The organism is Dokdonia sp. Asnod1-B02, assembly GCF_045063955.1.
Taxonomy (GTDB): domain Bacteria; phylum Bacteroidota; class Bacteroidia; order Flavobacteriales; family Flavobacteriaceae; genus Dokdonia.
In genome coordinates, this window is sequence record NZ_JBEFNW010000002.1 from 1,143,279 (window position 1) to 1,162,401 (window position 19,123).

The following is a 19,123-nucleotide window of genomic DNA, read 5'->3' on the forward strand; positions in this document are numbered from 1 at the left end:
ATGAGTTTTATTTTAAAATTGAATAGATGCTCCAAAAAGGAATGATCTTGATTGCGGAGCAGTAAAGAATGTTTCACCTTGTGATAAAGGGTTTGAGCTATCATTAACCTCTGGATCTATTCCTGAAAGATCATCTCCTTTTATAGTAAATAGGTTTGTAGCAGTTGCATACAATCTAATGTTACTAAATAAGTTGATTTTCTCTAAAGCAGATGCTGGTAGTGTATACCCTAAAGTAACGTTTTTAAGTCTCAAATAAGAGGCATCTTTTAATTGTTGTGTAGATCTTTGGTTAAAAAGATTAAATGTACTACTTAGTGGGCTTGGTAAGAAAGCATTGTCACCAGGTTGTCTCCAGATGTTTGCATTTTGACTTCTTACGTTACCAATTCCTCCGATAGCATCATTTCCGTCAATGAATCTAAGACCATCAATTAATACGTCATTTCCAACACTAAAGTTGAATAATGTATTAAGGTCAAAGTTTTTGTACTTAAATGTGTTAGTAAGTCCCCCAGAAAAATCAGGAAGCGCACTACCAGTTATAACTCTGTCAGAAGCAGTTGGATCATTTGTTATATTTCCATCTGCATCTAGCCATTCAGCATCTCCAGTTTCAGAATTGATACCTGAAAATCTAATTAAATAGAAGTTACTAAGTGACTCTCCTACAATTGCTCTCTGTGCTCCAGTTTCTATGAAAGCTCTACCTTCATCGTCAATAGAAGCATCTGCATTTAAGTTTAAAAGCTCATTGTCGATTGTTGTAATATTTAAGCTAGTTCTCCATTCGAAATCATTAGTTTGAATGTTTGTAGAGCTTAGTTCTATTTCAAACCCTGAGTTTCTTAATGCTCCTGCATTTATGTTTAAAGTACCTGCACCAGTTTGAGTTGGTAATGTCTGAGAAAGTAATAAACGATCAGTTTCTTTGTTAAAGTACGTTGCATTTAAGCTAAGTCTGTTGTTAAAGAAGCTTGATCTTATTCCAATGTCAAGTGTTTTACTTTCTTCCCATGTAAGGTTAGGTGCATCTGCTGAAGATAATTCAATAGCTGGTCCTCCATTATATTGTCCTGCGGTAGCAAGTCCTAAAGAAGGGAAGTTCCCTAAACGGTCGTTACCAGCAGTACCAATACTACCTCTTAAAGCAAAATAGCTAACTACGTCAGAATTTTCAAGAAATTTTTCCTTTGATAAAATCCATCCAGCAGAAGCAGACCAGAATGTAGCCGATCTTTCATTTGCTCCAAATCTAGATGATGCATCACGTCTTATAGAACCTTCAAGAATATACTTACTTGCGTAATCATAATTTACTCGTCCTAAAAGTCCGAATAATCTACTTCCGCTTCTTGTTGCTGTAGTAACAGTTTGAGTTGTCGCACCACCTACATTTGTGATATCATCAGTAAGGAAACCTTGACCATCAAGAACAACAATTGCTCTTTCTCTTTCTTCGTATTCCATAAGAGCTAATGCTCCAAAAGAATGATTTTCACCAAATGTAGTTTCGTAATTAGCAGATTGGTTTACTCTCCATAGTCTTTCATCTACATTAATTAAAGTAGCAGAGTTACCAAACGGAGATAGGATAGAGTTTCTCTGTCTTTCTTGAAGACTAGTCATGTCTACACCAAATTCTGAGCGAACAGAAAGTCCTTTTGCAATATCAGCCTTTAGGTATGTGTTTCCTACAGTTCTTGTAGTTTCAATTTTATCAGAATCTTGAGCTTCTACGGCAACAATATTTGAAATAAATGTTGGAGAAGGTACAAAGTTACCATCCGCATCTCTCGCTAAAAATGTTGGGTTCTGTAAGAAGGCAGATGTAAGTGGAGCATTAACACTGTTTTCTTGACCTATAACGTTAAGTTCAGTGTCAGTTATACCAATATTAATGCCAGCTTCTAACCAGTCATTTGCTTGAGTAGATAAGTTAACTCTAGCTCCAATACGTTCTTGACTGTTACCTAAAGCAAAACTTTCAGCATCTTGGTAAGTTGTTCCGATGAAGTAAGATGTTTTTTCAGTTCCTCCGCGCACCGATAAATCAGTGTTAAAAGTTACACCTGTACGAGTGATTTCTTCAAGGTAATCAGTTCCTCCGCTACCTATTGCTCCAAGTCCAAGTTCTTCTGGAGTTACAGTTTCGCCAGCTTGGATTGTTGCTACTTCAGATTTGAATTCTCTATATTCATCCGCTTCAAGCACGTCAAATGCATCAATAAAGTTACTCGTTTGAGTGTATGTATTTAATGTTACTGTCGCTTTTTTGTTGCGTGATCCTTTTTTAGTTGTTATTAAAACAACCCCATTCGCACCTCTACTACCATAAACCACAGTTGCACCAGCATCTTTAAGAACAGTAATGCTTTCTATGTCGTTAGGGTTTATGAAAGAAAGTGGGTTTTGTCCTTGGTTTGCGCCATTAGATAATGTGTTGTCACTATCAGTTAATGGTACACCGTCAAGTACAAAAAGTGGAGAACTACCAGCGTTAATGGAGTTAAGTCCACGTACTCTAATAGAAGGGCTTGATCCAATAAGTCCAGAAGAGTTCACTACTTGAACACCTGCAGCTTGACCTTGTAACAATTGGTCTGGAGTGTTCACAACGATGTCCTCAAGTGCTTCTTCGTTGATTACAGCAACGTTTTGAATTACTTTTTCTTTTGATTGTGTTCCATAACCCACAATTACAACCTCATCAAGAGCATTGTCAATTTCTAAAGTGAAGTTAATAGTACTTTGTGATCCAACAGGAGATTCTTGGTTCTTAAATCCTACGTAGCTTATTTGCAGTACGTCAGATGGGCTAACCTCGATAGAGTATTTACCATCAAAATCGGTTTGAGTTCCCACTGTAGAACCTTTAATGATTACTGTTGCTCCAGGGAGCGGACCATTTGCTTCGCTAACTGTCCCTGTGACAGTCTTTTGCTGAGCAAACAGAGTAGTAGTGCATAATAGCACAAGCGCGTAAAACGCTTTGAGTGTAACTGTTTTCATATAAAAATTTGTTTATTTATAGCAAAAATCTGCAATATGGTTATTTGATTCATAGCTATGAGTGTTAAAAAAATTAAGATAATTTAACTTTAACTTTTCATTAACTTTTTTTTATGAGAACCTTCTGTGTAATTTAACTTTTTAGGTTTTGATTAGAATTATCTATTGCATAAATGTCAATCAATTTTCCTTCTTTTTTTTAGAAACTCACTTCCAAAATTACGTGAAGTTTAGTGTCTGAAAACCTAAACTCTTGATTATCAAATAGACCGTTTGCAATGTTTAATTTTAGTATTCCTGCTTTGGTCTGAATGCCAGTGCCTAAGCCAAAACTATAGAGTTTTCGCTTTGTCTTCTCAATACGATTTTCGAGGTACCCAAGGTCTAAAATTGAGTTGATGTAGATGCCTTCGTTTAGTTTGTATCTGTACTCTGTATTTAGGGTGTTGTACAGGTTTGCTAGAAGGCTATTTTCTTCAAATCCTCTAAGAGTTAAAATTCCGCCAAAACGATAAAGTTCGTTTGTTAAGAAATTGTTAGAAATTAAATATTGTGTGGTATTTTTTGCAAATATGGAATGGTTATCACTTAAGGTAAATTCATTTTCTAGTATAGCAGTAAGAGATATTTGTTTGTCTAAGTTTTCTGTGATTTCTCTATTTCCAAAAGCAGCTCTAAAGTGTAGACGTCTTTTTGTTGGAAAAAATAAATCAGTAGATAAATTTTGGTGTGTAAAGGATGTTGTTAATCTTTTAGAGGTGAAGTCTTCAAGATTTACAAGTTGAGTAATGGTATTGTCATTAAGATTTTCTGATTGTTCAGATTCGTATCCTAATGTAAAGTGGTTTTTTTGATTTAGTTGATAGACTAAATCTAGGGACTGTTGTGTTGTTGAAAATGTGCTGTCTTTTCTAAAAAGGTTGAGGGATGCTTCAATTCCTAGTGGACTTTTGAAAAGGTAGGGTAGTTTGGTCTTTAAACGGAGTTGCGATTGATCGCCGCCATCTGCTTTGTAATTTAAAATGAATGTTTCTCCATAATTAAAGTTGTTTGTAAGGAGTAGGTCGAGATACCCATTTAAGCTAAAAGAGTTGTCTTCCTCATTTGCAAAACCTAGAAAGCCATCAAATTTATTGACATTTTTACGTTCTAAATAAAGGTAAACTATTGTGCTGTCCAGATTAAAAAGTACTTGCGGGGTTTTAGTTTGATTTACAAAAGGAAGATACGAGAGTTCCTTGCTCTGTTTATTCAGTTTCTCACGGTTAAATATTTCGCCTTCCTTTAATTTGACGCTATGTTTGAGAAAGCTTTTCGGGACATTAGTGTATCCTTCAATTTCGATTCTATCAATTGTTCTTCTGTTTTCAAAAGAATAGTTGAGTGTTCCTTCAAGATTGTGTTGTGTTGTTTTGGTGATGTTGGCTATTTGAAATGTAGCAAAAGGATTTCCGTTGTTTGATGCTATGGAGCTTATTTTTTTTAAGTACGCTTTCGCGAAAGCGGTCTCTATAGTTATGCTGTCATTTTTAATTCTATATCCTGTCTTTGTTATATAACTCTCGAGGTCTTTGTTTTTTTTGATTTTTAAAGTTATGTATGGGTAGGGTTTGTCTAGAAGGAATGTGGCAATATATAAGGTGTCGTTTTTTGTAGTTAACTTATAAGTGCTGTCTAGGTGCCCTAAATTTTGTAATTGCGTGTTTAGGTTTTGGAGTTCATCTAGTGCAGACTGTTTATCTTTAAATGTAGTCTTGTAATTTGTGTTATCCAGAATAGCAGATTCTGATGGAAGATTACTTTGTATTTCTAATTGTATTCTTGCATCATTTTTTTGTGCAGACATATGTTGTCTGACCAAGCAAATAATTAAAAATAGATAGAGTAGTTTCAAGTGATATTTTTAGTGTTATTTTTAAACGAATTTAGGATTACGAAAGTATGTTAGTTTTTTGGTATTCAGAACTTTTTCTAAATTTTAATGAAAGTGGGTTTGATGGTTAGTAAATTATTCTTACTTTTGCAAACCCTAAATTTGGGTAGATTAAGAAAATTAACAATTAGGTAGAAAGAAATTATGCCAACAATTTCACAATTAGTACGTAAAGGAAGAACCAAGATTACCAAGAAGAGTAAATCTGCTGCCCTTGAATCGTGCCCACAACGACGTGGCGTATGTACTCGTGTTTACACGACTACACCTAAAAAACCAAACTCGGCTATGCGTAAAGTTGCGCGTGTTCGTTTAACAAATGGTAAAGAGGTGAATGCATACATCGGTGGTGAAGGACACAATTTACAAGAGCACTCGATAGTATTGGTAAGAGGTGGAAGGGTAAAAGATTTGCCAGGAGTTAGATATCACATTGTACGTGGAGCCTTAGACACCGCTGGTGTTGCAGGAAGAACGCAATCGAGATCTAAGTACGGTGCAAAACGCCCTAAGAAGTAAATCAACAACACTTTAAGAAGAAGTAATGAGAAAAAAACAGGCCAAGAAGAGACCGATTCTTCCAGATCCGAAATTTAACGATCAGTTAGTTACTCGTTTCGTTAACATGATGATGTGGAGCGGTAAGAAGTCTACTGCATTCAAAGTTTTTTATGATGCAATTGATATCGTAGAAGAAAAAAACACAAATGAAGAGAAAACTGCTCTTGAATTGTGGAAAGATGCTTTATCTAATGTGATGCCACACGTAGAAGTACGTAGTCGTCGTGTAGGAGGGGCAACATATCAGATCCCAAACCAAATCCGCCCAGATCGTAAGATCTCTACGGCTATGAAGTGGTTAATTAGTTTTTCTCGTAAGAGAAATGAGAAATCAATGGCTGCAAAACTTGCGGCAGAGATTCTTGCTGCTGCAAAGGAGGAAGGTGCTGCTGTAAAGAAGCGTGTTGATACACACAAGATGGCAGAAGCAAACAAAGCATTCTCACACTTTAGATTCTAAGAAATGGCTAGAGACTTAAAATTTACTAGAAATATAGGTATTGCAGCTCACATTGATGCTGGAAAAACTACGACTACAGAGCGTATCCTTTATTATACAGGTGTAAGTCACAAGATTGGTGAAGTGCATGATGGTGCTGCAACAATGGACTGGATGGAGCAAGAGCAGGAGCGTGGTATTACAATTACCTCTGCAGCTACTACTTGTACTTGGAAGTTTCCAATGGAGAACGCGCAAACGCTTCCTGACACTAAGGATTACCACTTTAATATTATTGATACTCCTGGTCACGTTGATTTTACTGTAGAGGTGAATCGTTCTTTACGTGTACTTGATGGTTTAGTATTCTTGTTTAGTGCTGTTGATGGTGTTGAGCCACAATCAGAAACTAACTGGAGACTTGCAGATAATTACAAAGTGCCGCGTATTGGTTTTGTAAATAAAATGGACCGTCAAGGTTCAAACTTCTTAGAGGTTTGTACTCAGGTTAAGGAAATGTTAGGTTCAAATGCTGTGCCTATCGTTCTTAACATAGGTGACGAAGAGGATTTTAAAGGAATTGTCGATCTTGTTAAGAACCGTGCTATTGTATGGCATGAAGAAGGAATGGGAGCAACATTTGATGTTGTTGATATTCCAGAAAACTTAAAAGAAGAAGCAAGAATGCTTCGTGGTAAACTTATTGAAGAAGTTGCTGCGTATGATGAAAACTTGCTAGAAAAATATATGGAAGATGAGGATTCAATTACAGAAGATGAAGTGCACGCTGCGCTTCGTGCTGCTGTAATGGATATGTCTATCATTCCTATGATCTGTGGATCTGCATTTAAGAATAAAGGAGTTCAATTCCTTCTTGATGCTGTTTGTCGTTACTTGCCTTCTCCTATGGATAAGGAAGGTATCGTAGGTGTAAACCCAGATACAGAAAAAGAAGAATTACGTAAGCCGGATGTAAAGGAGCCTTTTGCTGCACTTGCATTTAAAATTGCAACAGATCCTTTTGTAGGGCGTCTTGCATTTTTTAGAGCGTACTCAGGTCGTTTAGATGCTGGATCTTATGTTTTAAACAATCGTTCTGGTAAAAAAGAGCGTATCTCACGTATCTATCAAATGCACGCTAACAAGCAAAATGCAATTGATTATATAGAAGCTGGAGATATTGGAGCAGCTGTAGGTTTTAAGTCTATTAAGACTGGAGATACACTTTCTGATGAGAAGCACCCTATTGTTTTAGAATCTATGGACTTCCCGGATCCGGTAATCGGTATCGCGGTTGAGCCTAAGACTAAGGCAGATGTAGATAAGTTAGGAATGGGCTTAGCAAAACTTGCTGAAGAAGATCCTACGTTTACAGTGCGTTCAGACGAGGCTTCAGGTCAAACTATTATATCAGGAATGGGTGAGCTTCACTTAGATGTAATTGTAGACCGTTTAAGAAGAGAATTTAAAGTAGAGGTTAACCAAGGTCAACCACAAGTTGAGTATAAGGAGGCAATTACAAGAGCTGCAGAACACAGAGAAACTTACAAAAAGCAATCTGGTGGACGTGGTAAATTTGCTGACATCGTATTTACAATTGAGCCTGCAGACGAAGGTGTTGTAGGATTACAATTTGAATCAGTAATTAAGGGTGGTAACGTTCCTAAGGAATTTATCCCATCTATTGAGAAAGGATTCAAAATGGCAATGGTAAACGGACCTCTTGCTGGTTACGAAGTTGATGCAATCAAAGTAACATTGAGAGATGGATCTTACCACGATGTGGATTCTGATCAACTTTCTTTTGAGCTTGCTGCTAAACTTGGATTTAAAAACTCTGCAAAAGCTGCCAAAGCTGTTATAATGGAGCCTATCATGAAACTTGAGGTAATTACGCCAGAAGAGAACATGGGTGATATTGTAGGGGATTTGAACCGTCGTCGTGGTCAAATGTCAAGTATGGGTGACCGTGCTGGTGCAAAGACTATTAAGGCAACAGTGCCACTTTCTGAGATGTTTGGTTATGTAACTACGTTACGTACACTATCATCTGGACGTGCAACTTCTACTATGGAATTTTCTCACTACGAGGAAACTCCTGCGAATATTGCAGCAGAAGTTATTGCAGCATCTAAAGGTACAAACGATTAATTACTAAGGAAATGAGTCAAAAAATTAGAATTAAACTAAAATCTTACGATCACAACTTAGTAGATAAAAGTGCTGAGAAGATTGTTAAGACTGTGAAGACAACAGGAGCTGTAGTAACAGGACCTATTCCTCTTCCAACACATAAGAAAATCTTTACTGTATTACGTTCTCCACACGTAAACAAGAAATCTCGTGAGCAGTTTGAGCTTAGCTCTTACAAGCGTTTACTAGATATCTATTCTTCTTCTTCAAAGACTATTGATGCTTTGATGAAATTAGAGTTACCATCTGGAGTAGAGGTAGAGATTAAGGTGTGATAGGTATTTACGCTTTCGCGAAAGCGTATTAATTACCACACTAATTTGTCCTGAGCTGCGTGCGAGGGAAAAACGGAAACACACATTCAAGGTCGAACGTGTTCGGCCTTGTTTTTTTTAGAATAGATTTTTTTAATAACAAATATTTATAATTATGTCTGGGTTAATCGGAAAGAAAGTAGGTATGACTAGCATCTTTGACGAGAATGGAAAAAACATTCCATGTACCGTTATCGAAGCAGGTCCCTGCGTTATCACCCAAGTCAGAACCACAGAAGCTGACGGGTATGAAGCCCTTCAACTTGGTTTCGATGACGCTAAGAAGGCAAACAAAGCTGCTGCTGGCCACGCCAAAAAAGCAGGAACTGTTGCTAAGCGTAAAGTTGTCGAGTTCCAAGGATTTGAAGGAGAGTTTAAATTAGGAGATGCAATCACTGTAGATCATTTTGCTGAAGGAGAATTTGTCGATGTATCGGGAACTTCAAAAGGTAAAGGTTTTCAAGGAGTTGTAAAGCGTCACGGTTTCCGTGGTGTTGGACAAGCTACTCACGGTCAACATAACCGTCTTAGAGCGCCAGGTTCAATTGGGGCAGCATCTTACCCTGCACGTGTATTCAAAGGAATGCGTATGGCAGGTCGTATGGGTGGTGACAAAATCAAAGTTCAAAATCTTAAAGTATTGAAAGTAGTTGCTGAAAAGAACCTACTTGTAGTGAAGGGATGTGTTCCTGGTCACAAAAATGCTTATGTAATCATTCAGAAGTAATGAAGATAGCAGTTGTAGATATCAAAGGAAAAGAAACAGGGAGAAAGGCAGACCTTTCTGATGCTGTTTTTGGAATTGAACCAAACAAGCATGCTGTGTATTTAGATGTTAAGCAATTTCTTGCAAACCAACGTCAAGGAACGCACAAGTCTAAGGAAAGAGCAGAGATTGCGGGTTCTACTCGTAAGATCAAGAAGCAAAAAGGAACTGGTACAGCCCGTGCGGGTAGTATCAAGTCTGGTGTTTTTAGAGGAGGAGGACGTATGTTCGGACCAAGACCTAGAAATTACTCTTTCAAATTAAACAAAGGATTGAAGAGACTTGCACGTCGTTCGGCACTTACAATTAAGGCTAACGATAACGCAATCACTGTAATAGAAGATTTTAATCTAGACGCTCCAAAAACGAAAGATTTTGTGAATGTTTTGAAAGCCTTAGGGTTAGAGAATAAAAAGTCACTTATAGTGTTGGGAGAGTCAAATAATAACGTATATTTGTCGTCGCGCAATTTAAAGACCGCTAAAGTCGTAAAAAGCTCAGAATTAAGCACTTACGGAATAATGAATGCAAACAACGTTGTGTTCTTAGAAGGGTCTTTAGAAGGTGTTGAAGCAAATTTAGCAAAATAAGACACGATGAGTATTTTAATAAAGCCTGTTATTACAGAAAAAGCAACAAAAGATAGCGAGGAAATGAATCGTTTTACTTTTGAAGTGAGTATGAGAACAAATAAGGTTGAAATTAAGAAAGCGGTAGAAGCTGCTTATGGTGTTTCAGTTGAAAAAGTTCGCACAATGAATGTCCGCCCGGATCGCAAGTCTCGTCATACGAAGTCTGGTGTTCTTACTGGTAAAACAAATGCTATTAAAAAGGCAATTGTACAGCTGGCGGAAGGTGATACAATAGATTTTTATAACAACATTTAAGACAACAAAATGTCAGTAAGAAAATTAAAACCTATCACTCCAGGGCAGCGATTTAGAGTTGTAAATGGTTTCGACCAGATTACAACTGATAAGCCGGAAAAAAGCCTATTGGCTCCGAAAAAACGCTCAGGAGGTAGAAATAATACGGGTAAGATGACCATACGCCAAGTTGGTGGAGGTCACAAAAAACGTTACCGTATTATCGATTTTAAACGTAACAAAGAAGGAGTTCCTGCAACTGTTGCGTCAATCCAATATGATCCAAATAGAACGGCGTTTATCGCTCTTCTTGATTATCAAGATGGTGAGAAGCGTTATATTATCGCTCAGAATGGTTTGCAAGTTGGTCAGAACTTAGTTTCTGGTGCAAGTGTAGCTCCTGAGATTGGTAATGCTATGCCGCTTTCGGCGATTCCTTTGGGAACTATAATATCTTGTATTGAGTTACGTCCAGGTCAAGGTGCTGTTATGGCGCGTTCGGCTGGTTCATTTGCTCAGTTAATGGCTCGTGATGGTAAGTTTGCTACGGTAAAACTTCCTTCTGGAGAGACAAGATTAATCTTATCAACGTGTATGGCAACAATAGGTGCTGTATCTAATAGTGATCACCAGTTACTTGTATCTGGTAAAGCTGGTAGAAGTCGTTGGTTAGGTCGTCGTCCACGTGTACGTCCAGTAGTTATGAACCCTGTCGATCACCCAATGGGAGGTGGAGAAGGTAAATCTTCTGGAGGTCATCCTAGAAACCGTAATGGTGTGCCTGCTAAGGGTTACAGAACGCGTTCTAAGACGAAGTCGAGTAATAAGTATATTGTAGAACGTAGAAAGAAATAATAAGATATGGCACGTTCATTAAAAAAAGGACCTTACGTTCACTATAAGTTAGAAAAGAAAGTTACTGCAAACGTAGAAGGCGATAAAAAGACTGTCATTAAGACTTGGTCTAGAGCTTCTATGATTACTCCGGATTTTGTGGGGCAAACTATTGCGGTACATAATGGTCGCCAGTTCGTACCAGTATATGTTACTGAGAACATGGTAGGGCATAAGCTAGGAGAATTTTCACCTACGCGCTCTTACAGAGGGCACGGAGCTGATAAGAAAAATAAAGGTAAAAGATAACAGGAGATGGGAGTTCGTAAAAAAGAAGCGGCTAATCGTCGCAAAGAGGCTAATAAGTCTATCGCTTTCGCGAAATTGAATAACTGCCCTACCTCTCCACGTAAAATGCGTCTTGTAGCAGATATGGTACGAGGTACGCAAGTGGAGAGAGCACTTCAGTTGTTGAAATTTAGTAATAAAGAAGCATCACGTAAAGTTGAGAAACTTGTTCTTTCTGCAGTTGCAAACTGGGAAGCTAAGAATGAAGATGCTAGTATCGAAGATGCTAATCTTTTTATTAAAGAGATCAAAGTTGATTCTGGAACAATGTTGAAAAGACTACGTCCAGCACCACAAGGTCGCGCGCACAGAATTAGAAAACGTTCTAATCACGTAACAGTGATTCTTGGAGCAAAAGATAACACACAAAGCAATTAATTAGATGGGACAGAAGACAAATCCAATCGGAAATCGCCTTGGAATAATCAGAGGATGGGAATCTAACTGGTACGGAGGTAATGACTACGGTGATAAACTTGCCGAAGACGATAAGATTAGACGTTATATTCACGCTCGTTTAAGCAAAGCTAGTGTGTCTAGAGTTATAATTGAGCGTACGCTTAAACTTGTAACCGTTACTATTACTACAGCAAGACCTGGTATTATTATCGGGAAAGGTGGTCAGGAAGTAGACAAGTTGAAAGAAGAGCTTAAGAAACTCACAGGTAAAGAAGTGCAAATTAATATCCACGAGATTAAACGTCCAGAGCTTGATGCATTTCTGGTAGGTCAAAGTGTTGCTCGTCAGATTGAAGGAAGAATTTCTTTCCGTCGTGCAATTAAGATGGCTATCGCAGCAGCGATGCGTATGAATGCTGAGGGTATTAAAATCCAGATTTCTGGACGTTTGAATGGTGCCGAAATGGCGCGTTCAGAGTCTTATAAAGATGGGCGTATTCCTTTATCTACTTTTAGAGCCGACATAGATTATGCTTTGGTTGAAGCTCACACTACTTATGGTAGATTGGGTATCAAAGTATGGATCATGAAAGGTGAAGTATATGGCAAGAGAGAGCTTTCTCCTTTAGTAGGACTGCAAAATAGCAAGTCTGGAAAAGGTGGTGGAGGTCGTAAGGACAACCGTGGACCACGTCGTAGAAAGTAATTTTTAAAAAGACAGTAAAAAATGTTACAGCCTAGAAAAACAAAATTCCGCAAGCAGCAGAAGGGTCGTATGAAAGGACTAGCTAATAGAGGGCATTTGCTTTCTAATGGTCAGTTCGGTATAAAATCACTCGATTCATCTTTTGTAACTGCGAGACAAATAGAAGCAGCTCGTATAGCAGCAACACGTTACATGAAAAGAGAGGGAACTCTTTGGATTAAGATCTTCCCAGATAAGCCTATTACTAAGAAGCCTTTAGAGGTACGTATGGGTAAAGGTAAAGGTGCTGTAGAATATTGGGCAGCAGTTGTAAAACCAGGACGCATTATGTTCGAATTAGGAGGGGTTCCAGAACCAGTAGCAAAAGAGGCTTTGCGTCTTGCAGCTCAAAAACTTCCAGTAAGAACTAAGTATGTCGTAGCTAGAGATTTTTCAGCTGAATAAATTATAGTACTATGAAACAATCAGAGGTAAAAGGATTATCTGTAGCAGAATTGCAAGAAGAGCTTGGAAAAGCAAAAAGATCTTACATGGATCTTAAGATGGCGCACGCTATCTCTCCACTTGACAATCCTATTCAACTGCGTTCTATGAGACGTACAGTCGCTAGAATTGCAACTGAATTAACTAAAAGAGAACAATAACGCTGCTTAAGATGGAAAAAAGAAATTTAAGAAAAGAGCGTGTCGGTGTAGTAACTAGTAACAAGATGCAAAAGTCTATCGTTGTTGCTGAAGTGAAAAAAGTAAAGCACCCTATGTATGGTAAATTCGTTTTAAAGACGAAGAAGTATGTAGCACACGACGAAACAAACGACTGCAACGAAGGAGATACAGTTAGGATCATGGAAACACGTCCTATGAGTAAATCAAAGACTTGGAGACTAGTAGAAATCATTGAAAGAGCGAAGTAATGTTACAGCAAGAATCAAGATTAAAAGTAGCAGATAATACTGGAGCAAAAGAAGTTTTGACTATCCGTGTATTAGGAGGTACTAAAAGAAGATATGCTTCTGTAGGAGATAAGATTGTAGTATCTGTAAAAGATGCTACACCTAACGGTCAAATTAAAAAAGGTGCCGTATCTACAGCAGTAGTTGTACGTACTAAGAAAGAAGTACGTCGTCCAGATGGATCATATATCCGTTTTGATGATAATGCTTGTGTTCTTTTAAATGCTCAAGGTGAGATGCGCGGTACTCGTGTATTTGGACCAGTAGCAAGAGAGCTTCGTGACAAACAGTTTATGAAGATTGTATCATTAGCACCAGAGGTGCTTTAATACAGACAATAAGATGACAAAGCTTAAAATAAAAACGGGAGATACAGTTAAGGTTATTGCTGGAGATCATAAAGGATCTGAAGGTAAAGTCGTAAAAGTATTTATCGAGAAGAACAAAGCAATCGTTGAGGGTGTTAACATGGTGAAGAAGCACGAAAAGCCTAGCGCCGCAAATCCTCAAGGTGGAATTAAAGAAAAAGAAGCGCCACTTCAAATTTCTAACTTATCTTTGATGGATAAGGATGGTAAGACTACGAGAGTAGGTTACCGTATGGAAGGAGATAAGAAGGTACGCTTTGCAAAGTCTAACAACGAAATATTATAGTGATGGGATACGTACCAAGACTAAAACAAGAGTTTAAAGACCGCGTAACGCCAGCCCTTCAAGAAGAGTTTGGTTACAAAAATATTATGCAGGTACCTCGTCTTAATAAGATTGTAGTATCTCGTGGTGTTGGAGCTGCGGTTGCAGATAAGAAGCTTGTAGAAAATGCTGTTGAGGAGCTTACGCTTATCACAGGACAGAGAGCTATCTCGACAATGTCTAAGAAGGATGTTGCGACATTTAAATTACGTAAAGGAATGCCTATTGGTGCCAAAGTTACTTTACGTGGAGAACGCATGTATGAGTTTTTAGATAGACTTGTTACATCTGCACTTCCACGTGTACGTGACTTTAACGGAATCAATGCTACAGGTTTTGATGGTCGTGGTAACTACAGTATGGGAGTTACAGAACAGATTATCTTTCCTGAAATCAATATTGATAGAATCAAGAAAATAGATGGTATGAACATCACTTTTCAAACTTCTGCTCAAACTGATAAGGAAGCAAAATCATTACTTGCAGAACTAGGTTTACCTTTTAAAAAGAATTAAGATATGGCTAAAGAATCAATGAAAGCCCGTGAGGTAAAGCGTGCTAAAACAGTTGCAAAATATGCTGAGAAACGTAAGGCTTTAAAAGAAGCTGGAGATTACGAAGGATTGCAAAAGTTACCTAAGAACGCTTCACCTATACGTCAGCACAATCGTTGCAAACTTACAGGTCGTCCTAAGGGTTATATGCGTCAGTTCGGATTATCACGTGTGATGTTCCGTCAAATGGCAAACCAGGGATTAATACCAGGAGTTAAGAAAGCGAGCTGGTAATACAAAGAGTATAAATTGGTAGAAGGTTCTTTTTATGCTTTCGCGAAAGCGAGACTAGAGAAAACCACTACCGTAACTATAATTAAATGAATACAGATACTATTGCAGATTTCCTGACACGTGTGCGTAACGCATCGGCAGCAAATCACAGAGTGGTCGAGATTCCAGCATCAAACCTTAAGAAGGCGATGACTAAAATCTTATTTGACCAAGGGTACATTCTTAGCTACAAGTTTGAAGAAGGTAAGGCGCAGGATACTATCAAGATTGCCTTGAAGTATGATCGCATTACTAAAGAAGCTGTTATTAAGGATATACAAAGAATAAGTAAGCCTGGTTTACGTAAATATTCTTCATCAACAGAGATACCTCGTATATTGAATGGACTGGGAATTGCTATTGTTTCAACTTCTAAAGGAGTTATGACAGGTAAGCAAGCGGCTCAACACAATGTTGGAGGAGAGGTACTTTGTTACGTTTACTAATCAGATAAAAAGACAACAAGATGTCAAGAATAGGTAGAAGCCCAATTACAGTTCCAGATGGTGTTACGGTAAACGTAGCAGACGGTGTTGTAACGGTAAAAGGAAAATTAGGCGAGCTTACGCAAGAGTATTCTGGTATAGATATTAAAATCGAAGACGGAACTATTACTCTTGAGCGTGACTCAGATAAGAAGGATGTTCGTGCAAAGCACGGACTATACAGGTCTTTGATTGCAAACATGATTGAAGGTGTATCTAACGGTTTTGAAAAGAAATTAGAACTTGTAGGTGTAGGTTATAGAGCAAGTAACCAAGGTAATAAGCTTGATCTTGCAGTAGGATTTTCTCACAATATAGTTTTGGATATCGCTCCAGAAGTAAAAGTGGAAACAGTTTCTGATAAAGGAAAAAATCCTATTATAAAATTAACTTCACATGATAAACAACTTGTAGGACAGGTAGCTGCAAAAATACGTGGTTTCCGTAGACCAGAACCTTACAAAGGTAAAGGTATCAAGTTTGTAGGAGAGATAATTAGAAGAAAAGCAGGTAAATCTGCATAATACATAGAGAAATGGCATTATCAAAAAGTGAAAAAAGAAATAGAATTCATCTTAGAATTCGTAAGACTATTTCTGGATCTGCGGAGAGACCAAGACTCTGTGTATTTAGAAGTAATAAAGAGATTTATGCTCAGTTAGTAGATGACCTTACAGGGAAAACTATTATGGCAGCATCGTCGCGTGATAAAGATATCGCAGCTGCAAAATCAAGTAAGACTGAAACTGCAAAGCTTGTAGGTAAGGCAATCGCTGAAAAAGCTACAAAATCTGGAGTAGAGGCTGTAGTATTTGACAGAGGTGGTTACTTATATCACGGAAGAATTAAACAACTAGCAGAGGGCGCAAGAGAAGGCGGTCTTAAATTCTAAGAAGTATGTATCAAGATTATAAAAACGTAGAGTTAGTAAAACCATCTGGGTTAGATCTTAAAGATCGTTTAGTTGGTGTACAGCGTGTTACTAAGGTAACTAAAGGAGGTAGAGCTTTTGGATTTTCTGCTATTGTTGTAGTAGGTGATGAGAATGGAGTAGTAGGTCACGGTTTAGGAAAGTCTAAAGAAGTAGCTTCTGCAATTGCAAAGGCTATGGAAGATGCTAAGAAAAACTTAGTTCGTATTCCATTAAATAAAGCAACTATACCTCACGAACAGAAAGGTAAATTTGGAGGAGCTCGTGTACTTTTATTACCTGCAGCAGCGGGTACTGGAGTTATCGCGGGTGGTGCAATACGTGCAGTACTTGAATCAGTTGGTATACATGATGTATTGTCAAAGAATCAAGGATCTTCAAACCCACATAACGTAGTAAAGGCAACTTTTGATGCTTTACTTAAGTTAAGAAGTGCTGAGACTGTTGCAAAGCAACGTGGTATCACACTAGATAAAGTGTTTAAAGGATAAATCAAGGACAATGGCAAAAATCAAAGTAACAAAGGTTAAGAGTGCAATAAACCGCACTCAAAACCAAAAGAGAATCTTAGAATCTCTTGGATTGAGAAAAATAGGCCAGGTAAAGGTGCATGATAATACACCTAACATCCTTGGTATGGTAAGTAAAGTTAGTCACTTAGTTTCTGTAGAGGAAGCTTAATATAAATAACAGATGGAGTTAAATAACTTAAGGCCTGCAAAAGGAGCTGTTAAGAAAAACGATAGCCGTAAAGGTCGTGGTCAGGCAACTGGTCAAGGTGGTACGGCTGGTCGTGGACACAAAGGACAGAAGTCTCGTTCAGGATACAGTAAGAAAATTGGTTTTGAAGGAGGGCAAATGCCACTTCAACGTCGTGTTCCTAAATTTGGATTTACAAATATCAACAGAAAAGAGTATGCGGGTGTAAACCTTGATACGCTACAAGAGTATGTTGATGCTGGACGCCTGACGGAAGAAGTATCTATAGAATCTCTTATGGAAGCTGGATTAGTTGGTAAAAACGATCTAGTGAAAATATTAGGTAGAGGAGAGCTTAAAGCGAAAATTAAAGTATCTGCACATAAATTTACTGCAACTGCAAAGGCTGCTGTTGAAGCTGCTGGCGGTGAAGCTGTAACGTTATAATCGATATAAGAGGATGAAATTTATAGATACAATAAAGAATATCTGGAAGATTGATGAGCTAAGGAATAGAATACTCCTTACGCTCACACTTCTCCTCGTATATCGTTTTGGTGCTCAAGTAGTACTACCTGGTATAGATGCTTCTCAATTAGGGGGCTTGCAGGATAGTACTGATCAAGGTTTGTTAGGTCTTCTAGCAGCATTTACAGGTGGTGCATTTTCTAATGCATCTGTTTTTGCGTTGGGGATTATGCCATATATATCTGCTTCTATTGTGGTGCAGTTAATGGGTATAGCAATACCTTATCTGCAGAAGCTACAAAAAGAAGGTGAAAGTGGACGTCGCAAAATCAACCAAATAACTAGATGGTTAACTATTGCAATTTGTTTATTACAGGCGCCAGGATATCTTGCTGCGTTACCTGCATTAGGAGTTCCTTCTAGCGCTTTTGTAATGGGTTTAACACCTACATTCTATATATCATCTGTATTTATTTTAGTTACAGGTTGTGTTTTTGCTATGTGGTTAGGTGAAAAAATCACAGATAAAGGTATTGGTAATGGTATTTCACTCTTAATTATGGTGGGTATTATTGCAACGATGCCTATATCATTTGTACAAGAATGGGTAGCCCGTGTTACTGAGTCTAACGGTGGTTTGATCATGATACTCATAGAGTTAGTGATTTGGTTTGTTATTATCCTATTGTGTATTTTACTTGTAATGGCAGTACGTCAAGTTCCGGTTTCATATGCACGAAGAACAGCGACTGGAGCCTACGAAAAAAATGTTTTTGGTAGTAGACAATTTTTACCACTAAAACTTAACGCTTCTGGGGTAATGCCTATTATCTTTGCACAAGCGATAATGTTTGTACCTGGGTTGATAGGTGGAGCAAGTTTCTTGGCAGATACAACTGCTGGAACTTGGTTACAAACCAACTTCGGAAATAACATTTTTGGATTTTGGTATAACCTTGTGTTTGCACTATTGATTATTGTATTTACATATTTCTATACAGCAATCACTGTACCTACTAATAAAATGGCAGATGATTTAAAACGTAGTGGTGGCTTTATAGCTGGTATACGTCCAGGGTCTGAAACTGCTGAATATTTAGATAGAATAATGTCTCAGATTACCCTTCCGGGTTCTGTGTTTCTTGCTCTAATCGCTATATTTCCTGCAGTAGCAGTTAATGTTTTAGGTATGCAACAAGGATGGGCATTGTTTTATGGAGGTACATCACTATTAATTATGGTTGGTGTAGCTATAGATACTATGCAACAAGTAAATTCTTATCTTTTGAATAAGCACTACGACGGTCTTATGAAATCAGGTAAAAACAGAAAAGCAGTAGCATAATGGCAAAGCAAGCAGCAATAGAACAAGATGGATCTATAATCGAAGCATTGTCTAACGCAATGTTTAGAGTAGAGTTAGAAAACGGTCACGTTGTGACAGCGCATATCTCAGGTAAGATGCGTATGCACTATATAAAATTATTACCTGGAGATAAAGTAAAATTAGAAATGAGTCCTTACGATTTATCAAAGGCTCGTATAACTTACCGCTATTAAGCGGAAAAAAGCTGGATATGAAAGTAAGAGCATCCATTAAAAAAAGAAGCGCCGATTGCAAGATCGTTCGTCGCAAAGGAAGATTATACGTAATCAACAAAAAGAATCCTAGGTTTAAACAAAGACAAGGTTAATAG

Annotated in this window: 29 protein-coding genes; 27 read left to right on the forward strand and 2 right to left on the reverse strand. The window is 37.8% G+C overall.

All coding sequences use genetic code 11. The features are described from left to right. Window positions 1–12: 12 nt before the first annotated feature. A complete protein-coding gene (locus tag ACJJVU_RS05145) occupies window positions 13–3,012 on the reverse strand; it encodes a SusC/RagA family TonB-linked outer membrane protein (protein WP_405222983.1) in 3,000 nt (999 codons plus the stop codon). 199 nt (window positions 3,013–3,211) lie between these two features. Beyond that, window positions 3,212–4,858: a POTRA domain-containing protein gene (locus ACJJVU_RS05150; RefSeq protein ID WP_405222986.1), complete on the reverse strand. Its 1,647-nt coding sequence runs from the start codon at window positions 4,856–4,858 to the stop codon at window positions 3,212–3,214. A gap of 231 nt (window positions 4,859–5,089) precedes the next feature. On the opposite strand from ACJJVU_RS05150, the gene rpsL reads away from it, so the two are divergent. From rpsL to ykgO, 27 genes are all read left to right on the forward strand, one after another. Further along, the gene (rpsL, locus tag ACJJVU_RS05155; RefSeq protein ID WP_013751318.1) at window positions 5,090–5,464 is read left to right on the forward strand and encodes a 30S ribosomal protein S12; all 375 of its coding nucleotides are present in this window, start codon (window positions 5,090–5,092) and stop codon (window positions 5,462–5,464) included. Between the two features lie 25 nt (window positions 5,465–5,489). Further along, window positions 5,490–5,966 carry a 30S ribosomal protein S7 gene (gene rpsG / locus ACJJVU_RS05160; protein ID WP_013751319.1) on the forward strand — a complete coding sequence of 159 codons (477 nt, stop codon included), beginning with the start codon at window positions 5,490–5,492 and terminating at the stop codon, window positions 5,964–5,966. A gap of 3 nt (window positions 5,967–5,969) precedes the next feature. Next, a complete protein-coding gene (gene fusA, locus ACJJVU_RS05165) occupies window positions 5,970–8,096 on the forward strand; it encodes an elongation factor G (protein WP_298328891.1) in 2,127 nt (708 codons plus the stop codon). A gap of 11 nt (window positions 8,097–8,107) precedes the next feature. Then, window positions 8,108–8,413, forward strand: coding sequence for a 30S ribosomal protein S10 (gene rpsJ / locus ACJJVU_RS05170; protein ID WP_013073266.1), 306 nt, complete (start codon window positions 8,108–8,110; stop codon window positions 8,411–8,413). Between the two features lie 154 nt (window positions 8,414–8,567). Then, window positions 8,568–9,179: a 50S ribosomal protein L3 gene (rplC, locus tag ACJJVU_RS05175; RefSeq protein ID WP_108876872.1), complete on the forward strand. Its 612-nt coding sequence runs from the start codon at window positions 8,568–8,570 to the stop codon at window positions 9,177–9,179. After that, complete coding sequence (gene rplD / locus ACJJVU_RS05180) at window positions 9,179–9,808, forward strand: 50S ribosomal protein L4 (RefSeq protein WP_013751323.1); 630 nt, start codon at window positions 9,179–9,181, stop codon at window positions 9,806–9,808. Before rplC ends, rplD begins: the two co-directional genes overlap by 1 nt. 6 nt (window positions 9,809–9,814) lie before the next feature. Beyond that, window positions 9,815–10,105, forward strand: coding sequence for a 50S ribosomal protein L23 (gene rplW, locus ACJJVU_RS05185; protein WP_013751324.1), 291 nt, complete (start codon window positions 9,815–9,817; stop codon window positions 10,103–10,105). A gap of 9 nt (window positions 10,106–10,114) precedes the next feature. Then, window positions 10,115–10,939 carry a 50S ribosomal protein L2 gene (rplB, locus tag ACJJVU_RS05190; protein WP_013751325.1) on the forward strand — a complete coding sequence of 275 codons (825 nt, stop codon included), beginning with the start codon at window positions 10,115–10,117 and terminating at the stop codon, window positions 10,937–10,939. A 6-nt stretch (window positions 10,940–10,945) separates the two neighbouring features. After that, window positions 10,946–11,227: a 30S ribosomal protein S19 gene (gene rpsS / locus ACJJVU_RS05195; protein WP_108876871.1), complete on the forward strand. Its 282-nt coding sequence runs from the start codon at window positions 10,946–10,948 to the stop codon at window positions 11,225–11,227. A 6-nt stretch (window positions 11,228–11,233) separates the two neighbouring features. Beyond that, a complete protein-coding gene (rplV, locus tag ACJJVU_RS05200; RefSeq protein WP_013751327.1) occupies window positions 11,234–11,644 on the forward strand; it encodes a 50S ribosomal protein L22 in 411 nt (136 codons plus the stop codon). A 4-nt stretch (window positions 11,645–11,648) separates the two neighbouring features. Further along, window positions 11,649–12,371 (forward strand): 30S ribosomal protein S3, encoded by a 723-nt coding sequence (gene rpsC, locus ACJJVU_RS05205; protein ID WP_013751328.1) that lies wholly within the window; start codon window positions 11,649–11,651, stop codon window positions 12,369–12,371. A gap of 21 nt (window positions 12,372–12,392) precedes the next feature. Further along, on the forward strand, window positions 12,393–12,815 hold the full coding sequence (gene rplP / locus ACJJVU_RS05210) for a 50S ribosomal protein L16 (RefSeq protein ID WP_013751329.1): 423 nt from the start codon (window positions 12,393–12,395) through the stop codon (window positions 12,813–12,815). A gap of 11 nt (window positions 12,816–12,826) precedes the next feature. Continuing rightward, the gene (rpmC, locus tag ACJJVU_RS05215; protein ID WP_013751330.1) at window positions 12,827–13,015 is read left to right on the forward strand and encodes a 50S ribosomal protein L29; all 189 of its coding nucleotides are present in this window, start codon (window positions 12,827–12,829) and stop codon (window positions 13,013–13,015) included. An 11-nt stretch (window positions 13,016–13,026) separates the two neighbouring features. Continuing rightward, window positions 13,027–13,284 carry a 30S ribosomal protein S17 gene (rpsQ, locus tag ACJJVU_RS05220; RefSeq protein WP_013751331.1) on the forward strand — a complete coding sequence of 86 codons (258 nt, stop codon included), beginning with the start codon at window positions 13,027–13,029 and terminating at the stop codon, window positions 13,282–13,284. Beyond that, on the forward strand, window positions 13,284–13,652 hold the full coding sequence (gene rplN / locus ACJJVU_RS05225) for a 50S ribosomal protein L14 (protein WP_013751332.1): 369 nt from the start codon (window positions 13,284–13,286) through the stop codon (window positions 13,650–13,652). Before rpsQ ends, rplN begins: the two co-directional genes overlap by 1 nt. A gap of 13 nt (window positions 13,653–13,665) precedes the next feature. Further along, window positions 13,666–13,977: a 50S ribosomal protein L24 gene (gene rplX / locus ACJJVU_RS05230; RefSeq protein WP_013751333.1), complete on the forward strand. Its 312-nt coding sequence runs from the start codon at window positions 13,666–13,668 to the stop codon at window positions 13,975–13,977. A gap of 2 nt (window positions 13,978–13,979) precedes the next feature. Then, a complete protein-coding gene (rplE, locus tag ACJJVU_RS05235) occupies window positions 13,980–14,531 on the forward strand; it encodes a 50S ribosomal protein L5 (protein WP_013751334.1) in 552 nt (183 codons plus the stop codon). 3 nt (window positions 14,532–14,534) lie between these two features. Continuing rightward, window positions 14,535–14,804 carry a 30S ribosomal protein S14 gene (rpsN, locus tag ACJJVU_RS05240; protein WP_013751335.1) on the forward strand — a complete coding sequence of 90 codons (270 nt, stop codon included), beginning with the start codon at window positions 14,535–14,537 and terminating at the stop codon, window positions 14,802–14,804. An 86-nt stretch (window positions 14,805–14,890) separates the two neighbouring features. Further along, entirely contained in the window at window positions 14,891–15,289 is a 399-nt protein-coding gene (gene rpsH, locus ACJJVU_RS05245) for a 30S ribosomal protein S8 (protein WP_013751336.1), read from the forward strand. Between the two features lie 20 nt (window positions 15,290–15,309). Beyond that, window positions 15,310–15,852, forward strand: a complete 543-nt coding sequence (gene rplF, locus ACJJVU_RS05250; RefSeq protein WP_298328852.1) for a 50S ribosomal protein L6 — start codon at window positions 15,310–15,312, stop codon at window positions 15,850–15,852. 11 nt (window positions 15,853–15,863) lie between these two features. Then, complete coding sequence (rplR, locus tag ACJJVU_RS05255) at window positions 15,864–16,220, forward strand: 50S ribosomal protein L18 (protein ID WP_013751338.1); 357 nt, start codon at window positions 15,864–15,866, stop codon at window positions 16,218–16,220. 5 nt (window positions 16,221–16,225) lie between these two features. Continuing rightward, entirely contained in the window at window positions 16,226–16,750 is a 525-nt protein-coding gene (gene rpsE, locus ACJJVU_RS05260) for a 30S ribosomal protein S5 (RefSeq protein ID WP_013751339.1), read from the forward strand. Between the two features lie 10 nt (window positions 16,751–16,760). Next, window positions 16,761–16,940, forward strand: a complete 180-nt coding sequence (rpmD, locus tag ACJJVU_RS05265) for a 50S ribosomal protein L30 (RefSeq protein ID WP_013751340.1) — start codon at window positions 16,761–16,763, stop codon at window positions 16,938–16,940. A 12-nt stretch (window positions 16,941–16,952) separates the two neighbouring features. After that, window positions 16,953–17,405, forward strand: a complete 453-nt coding sequence (gene rplO / locus ACJJVU_RS05270) for a 50S ribosomal protein L15 (protein ID WP_013751341.1) — start codon at window positions 16,953–16,955, stop codon at window positions 17,403–17,405. A gap of 13 nt (window positions 17,406–17,418) precedes the next feature. Next, the gene (gene secY, locus ACJJVU_RS05275; RefSeq protein ID WP_013751342.1) at window positions 17,419–18,771 is read left to right on the forward strand and encodes a preprotein translocase subunit SecY; all 1,353 of its coding nucleotides are present in this window, start codon (window positions 17,419–17,421) and stop codon (window positions 18,769–18,771) included. After that, complete coding sequence (gene infA, locus ACJJVU_RS05280; RefSeq protein WP_013751343.1) at window positions 18,771–18,986, forward strand: translation initiation factor IF-1; 216 nt, start codon at window positions 18,771–18,773, stop codon at window positions 18,984–18,986. Before secY ends, infA begins: the two co-directional genes overlap by 1 nt. A gap of 17 nt (window positions 18,987–19,003) precedes the next feature. After that, window positions 19,004–19,120: a type B 50S ribosomal protein L36 gene (ykgO, locus tag ACJJVU_RS05285; protein WP_010519235.1), complete on the forward strand. Its 117-nt coding sequence runs from the start codon at window positions 19,004–19,006 to the stop codon at window positions 19,118–19,120. Window positions 19,121–19,123 lie beyond the last annotated feature (3 nt).

Coding starts and splice junctions, on each gene's coding strand:
- rpsC (WP_013751328.1), top strand. CDS start 11,649: ATGGGACAGAAGACAAATCCAATCGGAAATCGCCTTGGAATAATCAGA.
- rplE (WP_013751334.1), top strand. CDS start 13,980: ATGGGATACGTACCAAGACTAAAACAAGAGTTTAAAGACCGCGTAACG.
- rplN (WP_013751332.1), top strand. CDS start 13,284: ATGTTACAGCAAGAATCAAGATTAAAAGTAGCAGATAATACTGGAGCA.
- rplV (WP_013751327.1), top strand. CDS start 11,234: ATGGGAGTTCGTAAAAAAGAAGCGGCTAATCGTCGCAAAGAGGCTAAT.
- rplF (WP_298328852.1), top strand. CDS start 15,310: ATGTCAAGAATAGGTAGAAGCCCAATTACAGTTCCAGATGGTGTTACG.
- rplD (WP_013751323.1), top strand. CDS start 9,179: ATGAAGATAGCAGTTGTAGATATCAAAGGAAAAGAAACAGGGAGAAAG.
- ACJJVU_RS05145 (WP_405222983.1), bottom strand. CDS start 3,012: ATGAAAACAGTTACACTCAAAGCGTTTTACGCGCTTGTGCTATTATGC.
- rplP (WP_013751329.1), top strand. CDS start 12,393: ATGTTACAGCCTAGAAAAACAAAATTCCGCAAGCAGCAGAAGGGTCGT.
- rplX (WP_013751333.1), top strand. CDS start 13,666: ATGACAAAGCTTAAAATAAAAACGGGAGATACAGTTAAGGTTATTGCT.
- rpsH (WP_013751336.1), top strand. CDS start 14,891: ATGAATACAGATACTATTGCAGATTTCCTGACACGTGTGCGTAACGCA.
- rpsG (WP_013751319.1), top strand. CDS start 5,490: ATGAGAAAAAAACAGGCCAAGAAGAGACCGATTCTTCCAGATCCGAAA.
- ykgO (WP_010519235.1), top strand. CDS start 19,004: ATGAAAGTAAGAGCATCCATTAAAAAAAGAAGCGCCGATTGCAAGATC.
- rpsS (WP_108876871.1), top strand. CDS start 10,946: ATGGCACGTTCATTAAAAAAAGGACCTTACGTTCACTATAAGTTAGAA.
- rpsL (WP_013751318.1), top strand. CDS start 5,090: ATGCCAACAATTTCACAATTAGTACGTAAAGGAAGAACCAAGATTACC.
- rplW (WP_013751324.1), top strand. CDS start 9,815: ATGAGTATTTTAATAAAGCCTGTTATTACAGAAAAAGCAACAAAAGAT.
- rpsN (WP_013751335.1), top strand. CDS start 14,535: ATGGCTAAAGAATCAATGAAAGCCCGTGAGGTAAAGCGTGCTAAAACA.
- rplO (WP_013751341.1), top strand. CDS start 16,953: ATGGAGTTAAATAACTTAAGGCCTGCAAAAGGAGCTGTTAAGAAAAAC.
- rpmD (WP_013751340.1), top strand. CDS start 16,761: ATGGCAAAAATCAAAGTAACAAAGGTTAAGAGTGCAATAAACCGCACT.
- infA (WP_013751343.1), top strand. CDS start 18,771: ATGGCAAAGCAAGCAGCAATAGAACAAGATGGATCTATAATCGAAGCA.
- rpsE (WP_013751339.1), top strand. CDS start 16,226: ATGTATCAAGATTATAAAAACGTAGAGTTAGTAAAACCATCTGGGTTA.
- rpmC (WP_013751330.1), top strand. CDS start 12,827: ATGAAACAATCAGAGGTAAAAGGATTATCTGTAGCAGAATTGCAAGAA.
- rplR (WP_013751338.1), top strand. CDS start 15,864: ATGGCATTATCAAAAAGTGAAAAAAGAAATAGAATTCATCTTAGAATT.
- fusA (WP_298328891.1), top strand. CDS start 5,970: ATGGCTAGAGACTTAAAATTTACTAGAAATATAGGTATTGCAGCTCAC.
- rplB (WP_013751325.1), top strand. CDS start 10,115: ATGTCAGTAAGAAAATTAAAACCTATCACTCCAGGGCAGCGATTTAGA.
- rplC (WP_108876872.1), top strand. CDS start 8,568: ATGTCTGGGTTAATCGGAAAGAAAGTAGGTATGACTAGCATCTTTGAC.
- rpsQ (WP_013751331.1), top strand. CDS start 13,027: ATGGAAAAAAGAAATTTAAGAAAAGAGCGTGTCGGTGTAGTAACTAGT.
- secY (WP_013751342.1), top strand. CDS start 17,419: ATGAAATTTATAGATACAATAAAGAATATCTGGAAGATTGATGAGCTA.
- rpsJ (WP_013073266.1), top strand. CDS start 8,108: ATGAGTCAAAAAATTAGAATTAAACTAAAATCTTACGATCACAACTTA.
- ACJJVU_RS05150 (WP_405222986.1), bottom strand. CDS start 4,858: ATGTCTGCACAAAAAAATGATGCAAGAATACAATTAGAAATACAAAGT.